The sequence below is a fragment of the Actinophytocola sp. genome (assembly GCF_036402745.1).
Classification (GTDB): Bacteria; Actinomycetota; Actinomycetes; order Mycobacteriales; family Pseudonocardiaceae; genus Actinophytocola.
In genome coordinates this window covers 1-5459 of sequence record NZ_DASWSJ010000083.1, presented here as the reverse complement: position 1 = coordinate 5459, position 5459 = coordinate 1, and the positions used below count along the sequence as shown (strand labels likewise).

Below are 5459 nucleotides of genomic sequence, written 5' to 3'. Positions count from 1 at the left end.
TACCGGCAGAACGGCAGCGCGCCGAGCGTGGCCTCCGGCCGGGTTGCCTACACGTTCGGGTTCGAGGGGCCGGCGGTGACGGTGGACACGGCGTGTTCGTCGTCGCTGGTGGCCCTGCACCTGGCGGCCCAGTCGCTGCGGGCGGGCGAGTGCTCGCTGGCGTTGGCCGGCGGCGTGACCGCGCTGGCCACCACGACACCGTTCCTGGAGTTCTCGCGGTTGCGGGGATTGGCCGCGGATGGTCGGTGCAAGCCCTATGCGGACGCCGCGAACGGCATGGCTTTCGGTGAGGGCGCCGGGATTCTCGTGCTGGAGCGACTGTCGGACGCGCGGCGGCTCGGTCATCGGGTGCTGGCCGTGGTGCGCGGGTCGGCGATCAACCAGGACGGCGCGTCCAACGGGTTGACCGCGCCGAACGGTCCGGCGCAGCAGCGGGTCATCCGGCAGGCCTTGGCGAGCGGTGGGTTGACGCCCGCCGAGGTGGATGTGGTCGAAGGCCACGGGACGGGTACCCGGCTGGGCGATCCGATCGAGGCCCAGGCGTTGCTGGCCACGTACGGGCAGGACCGCGCTCACCCGCTGTTGCTCGGCAGCGTCAAGTCGAACATCGGGCACACCCAGGCCGCCGCCGGGGTCGCCGGAGTGATCAAGACGGTGCTCGCCCTGCGGCACGGGGTGGTGCCGCCCACGTTGCACGTGGACGCGCCGTCGTCGCAGGTGGACTGGACGGCCGGCGCGATCGAGCTGGCCACCGGGCCGGTGGCGTGGCCGGAGGTGGATCGTCCGCGTCGGGCCGGGGTGTCCTCGTTCGGGATCAGCGGCACGAACGCGCACGTGGTGCTGGAGCAGGCACCCACGACCGAGCCCGCCGGGCAACCGGCGGGACGGGTCGCCGGGCTGGTGCCGTGGGTGGTGTCGGCCCGCGACGCCGGCGCGGTGCGGGACCAGGCCGGGCGGCTGGCGGCGCACGTGCGCGGGCTGACGGCGACCGCGCCGGTGGCCGCGGACGTGGCAGTGGCCGATGTCGCGTACTCGCTGGCGGCGACGCGGTCGGCCCTCGAGCATCGCGCGGTGGTGGTGGCGGGGGAGCTGGCCGGGCTGCTGTCCGGTGTGGACGCGCTGGCCGCCGGTTCTCCCGATGAGGAGCTGGGGTCCGGGGTGGTGCGGGGTCGCTGCGTGGGAGGCAGCGGGCCGGTGTTCGTGTTTCCCGGTCAGGGAGCGCAGTGGGCCGGCATGGGTGTGCGTCTGCTGGACGAGTCGCCGGCGTTCGCGGCTCGGCTGGCCGAGTGCGCGGCGGCGTTGGAATCCTATGTGGACTTCTCGGTAGTCGAGGTCCTGCGTCAGGTTCCGGGTGCGCCGTCGTTGGACCGGGTGGACGTGGTTCAGCCGGTGTCGTGGGCCGTGATGGTGTCGCTGGCGGCACTGTGGCGGTCCGCCGGAGTCGAACCGGCCGCGGTGGTGGGGCATTCGCAGGGTGAGATCGCGGCCGCATGTGTGGCGGGTGCGCTGTCGGTGGACGACGCTGCCCGGGTGGTGGCGCTGCGGTCGCGGGCGATCGCCGCCGGGTTGGCCGGCTCGGGTGGGATGGTGTCGGTCGCGCTGACGGCGGAGGCCGCGGCGGAGCGGCTGGCTGTCTTCGGTGAGCGGATCTCGCTGGCCGCGGTGAACGGCCCCTCCTCGGTGGTGGTGTCCGGCGAGGTCGAGGCGCTCGACGAACTGCTCGCGCAGTGCGAACAGGAGGGGGTCTGGGCGAAGAAGATCCCCGTGGACTATGCCTCCCACTCCGCCCAGGTCGATCGGCTCCGTGCAGAACTGCTCACCGTGCTCGCGCCGATCACGCCACACCGGGCCGGCATCCCGTTCTACTCCACGGTCACCGGCGGCCAGCTCGACACCACGCGGCTGGCTGCCGGGTACTGGAGCGACAACCTGCGGCGCACCGTCCACTTCGAACAGGCCACCCGCGCGCTGCTCCGGTCGGATCACCGGTCGTTCATCGAGATCAGCCCGCACCCGGTCCTCACCACCGGGCTGCAGGAGACCATCGACGAGGCCGGGGTCACGGCCGCGGTCACCGCCACCCTCCGCCGCGACGACGGTGGCCAGGACCGGTTCCTGGCTTCCCTCGCGCACGCCTGGGTGCACGGCGTTCCGGTCGACTGGACCAGCTACGCCACCGGTAGCCCGGTCGACCTGCCCACCTACGCCTTCCAACACGAACGCCTCTGGCCCGACACCCCGGCCACCACGGACGAAGGCGCCGCCGCCGACCCGGCGGAGGCCGGGTTCTGGGCGGCCGTGGAACGAGGGGACCTCGACGAACTGACCGCCACGCTGGCGGTCGACGGCGACCCGCCGGCGTCGGCGGGCGACCTCCTGGCCTGCCTCGCGTCCTGGCGGCGCCGGGCGCAGTCCACTGTGGACGGCTGGTTCCACCGCCCGTCCTGGATCCCGGTCAGTGGCTCGAAGCGGGTGCCGACCGGGCGCTGGATCGTCGTCGTGCCCGCCGACGCCGCTGACGAGGCATGGGCCACGGGGATCTGCGACGGCCTCGAGAGCCTGGGCATGCGGATCGAGCGGCTGGTCCTGTCCGGCACCGACGACCCGGCCGTGATCGCTGACCGGCTGGCCGAGCCCGCCGGCGGCGTGCTGTCGCTCCTGGCCGTGGACGAGTCGCCGCATCCGGAGTATCCGGCGCTCCCGCGCGGCCTGGCCGCGACCAGTGGGCTCGTGCGAGCCATGGCCGACGCCGACGTGCCGCTCTGGTGCCTGACCCGCGGTGCCGTGTCGACCGACGCGCTCGAGCCCCTGACCAGCCCGGTGCAGGCGCAGGTCTGGGGCCTCGGCCGGGTCGTCGCCATGGAGTCCCCACAGCTCTGGGGCGGCCTGATCGACCTTCCCGCCGAGGTGGACCGGCAGACGGCCGCCCACCTCGCCGGCGTGCTGGCCGACGGTCGCGAGGACCAGACCGCCGTTCGCGCGGCGGGGGTGTTCGCCAGGAGACTTGTGCGAATCCCGGCGGGGACGGACACGGGGACGAACGCCGAGGAACCGCCGCTGCGCGGCACGGTCCTGGTCACCGGTGGCACCGGCGCGCTCGGCGGGCACGTCGCCCGGTGGCTGGCCGGCGCCGGTACCGAGCACCTCGTGCTCACCAGCCGTCGTGGCGCCGACGCGCCCGGAGCGGCGGAGCTGCGGGCCGAACTCGAAGGACTGGGGGCTCGGGTCACGCTGGCCGCGTGCGACGTGGCCGACCGGGCGGCACTGGCGCGAGTGCTGGCCGACCTCCCGGACGACCTGCCGCTCACCGGGGTCGTACACGCCGCGGGTGTCATCGACGACGGCGTCGTGCGGTCACTGACCCTCGACCGGTTCGAGACCGTCCTGCGCCCGAAGGTGTCGGCCGCGGTGAACCTGGACGAGCTCACCCGTGCGCACGCGCCGTCGATGTTCGTGCTGTTCTCCTCGGTCGCGGGCGCACTGGGCAGCGCCGGACAGGGCAACTACGCCGCGGCGAACGCCTTCCTCGACGCGCTGGCCGAGCGGCGGCGCGCCGAGGGACTGGCGGCGACGTCGATCGCGTGGGGTCCGTGGGCGGAGGCCGGACTGGCGGCGGGCAACGCGATCCTCGACAACCGGATGAGCCGCAACGGGCTCACGCCGATGGCACCGGACGACGCCATCGCCGCGCTGCGGCGTGCGCTCACCACCGGGATGGCCAACCTGACGGTGGTCGACGTCGACTGGGAAACCTACGTCTCCGCGCTGACCGCGCCCAGCCCGCAGCTCGGCGATCTCCCCGAGGTCCGCCGTGCCGCGGCCGCGGTGGCACCGGAATCCTCGGAAGTCAGCGCCACGCTGCCCGACCGGCTGCGCGGCCTTCCCCCGGCCGAGCGGGATCGCGTCCTGCTCGAGGTGGTCCGCACCCACGTCGCCCGCGTCCTCGGGCTCACCTCGCCGGAGGCGGTGGAGGTCAACCGCGCGTTCAAGGACATGGGGATCGACTCCCTGACCGCCGTGGAGGCACGCACCAGGCTGATGGCCGCGACCGGAGTACGGCTGCCGACCACGCTGCTGTTCGACCACCCGACCACCACCGAGGTGGTCCGGTACCTGCGCTCGCGACTGCTCGGCGAGGACACCGGATCCGAGGCCCCCGCCGTGTTCCTGCCGGGGCCCGCCGACGAACCGGTCGCCATCGTGTCCATGGCCTGCCGGTTCCCGGGCGGCGTGCGCACGCCCGAGGATCTCTGGGACCTCCTGGAGCGCCGCGGCGACGCCGTGGGTTCCCCGCCCCCGGAACGCGGCTGGGACCTGGACGCCCTGTTCGACCCCGACCCCGAGCGCGCTGGCACCATCCACGCCCGCGAGGCGGGGTTCCTCGCCGAGGCAGCGGAGTTCGATGCCGGGTTCTTCGGCATCTCCCGCCGTGAGGCGCTGGCCATGGATCCGCATCAGCGGCTGCTGCTGGAGACCACGTGGGAGGCGTTGGAGCGGGCCGGTGTCGACCCGGAGTCGTTGCGCGGCAGCGCGACCGGGGTGTACATGGGTGTCTTCTCCGAGGACTACCAGGAACTCCTGAAGGCGTCGCCGGAGGACTACACGGGACACATGCTCACGGGCAACGCGTCCAGTGTGGTCACCGGTCGCATCTCCTACACGTTCGGGTTCGAGGGTCCGGCGGTGTCGGTGGACACGGCGTGTTCGTCGTCGCTGGTGGCGCTCCACCTCGCGGCACAGGCGTTGCGTGGTGGCGAGTGCTCGCTGGCGGTGGCCGGCGGGGTCACGGTGATGGCGACCGAGGAGCCGTTCCGGGAGTTCTCGCGGCTGCGGGGGCTCGCTCCGGACGGGCGGTGCAAGGCCTACTCGGAGGCCGCGGACGGCATGGGGTTCGGCGAGGGCGTCGGTGTCGTCGTGCTGGAGCGGCTGTCGGACGCGCGGCGGCTCGGGCACCGGGTGCTGGCCGTGGTGCGTGGTTCGGCGGTCAACCAGGACGGGGCGTCGAACGGCCTGTCGGCGCCGAACGGTCCCGCGCAGCAGCGGGTGATCCGGCGGGCACTCGCCAGCGCGGGGTTGCGCCCGGCGGACGTGGACGTGGTCGAAGGCCACGGGACGGGCACCCGGCTCGGCGATCCGATCGAGGCCCAGGCGTTGCTGGCCACCTACGGGCAGGGGCGGGACCGGCCGCTGCTGCTGGGGTCGGTGAAGTCGAACATCGGTCATCCGCAGGCGGCCGCCGGGGTGGCCGGGGTGATCAAGATGGTGTTGGCCATGCGGCATGGGGTGGTGCCGCCCACCTTGCACGTGGACGCTCCGTCGTCGCGGGTGGACTGGTCGGCCGGTGCGATCGAGCTGGCCACCGACGCGGTCCCGTGGCCGGAGGTGGATCGTCCGCGCCGCGCGGGCGTGTCGTCGTTCGGGGTGAGCGGGACGAACGCACACCTGGTGCTGGAGCAGGC

The 5459-nt window shown here is 73.7% G+C and carries 1 protein-coding gene; it reads left to right on the top strand.

Features of this window, described 5'->3' with window-relative positions; translation table 11 throughout:
• Positions 1-5459, top strand: a 5459-nt coding sequence (locus tag VGD70_RS08070; RefSeq protein ID WP_331079692.1) for a type I polyketide synthase, incomplete at both ends; no start/stop codon positions are given.